This window comes from Polaribacter sp. 2405UD43-2 (genome assembly GCF_058147125.1).
In genome coordinates this window covers 1-241 of record NZ_JBYVJX010000083.1, presented here as the reverse complement: position 1 = coordinate 241, position 241 = coordinate 1, and the positions used below count along the sequence as shown (strand labels likewise).

The following is a 241-nucleotide window of genomic DNA, read 5'->3' as shown; positions in this document are numbered from 1 at the left end:
AGGGGGGGGGGGGGGGTTATGTATAATTGTTGAGATAATGTGAACCGTTCCGTGGGGCAACTCTTGATGACAAGACCAACGCTTTCTTTCGGTTCTATTTTCTTTATGGTCATCTAACCAACCATTGTATTTCACTTGCGTAACTTGCTGTACGTGACACCTTATACAGTTATTTTGCACCACATCTTCCGATTCTTCTCGCATAAACCTTACTTCTGGTTCTGCTCTTGCAGTAGATACA

At 43.2% G+C, this 241-nt stretch carries 1 pseudogene; it reads right to left on the bottom strand.

What is annotated here, in order from left to right:
• A pseudogene (locus ACY2RX_RS14840) lies at positions 1-241 on the bottom strand (cytochrome c nitrite reductase small subunit); the annotation flags it as partial.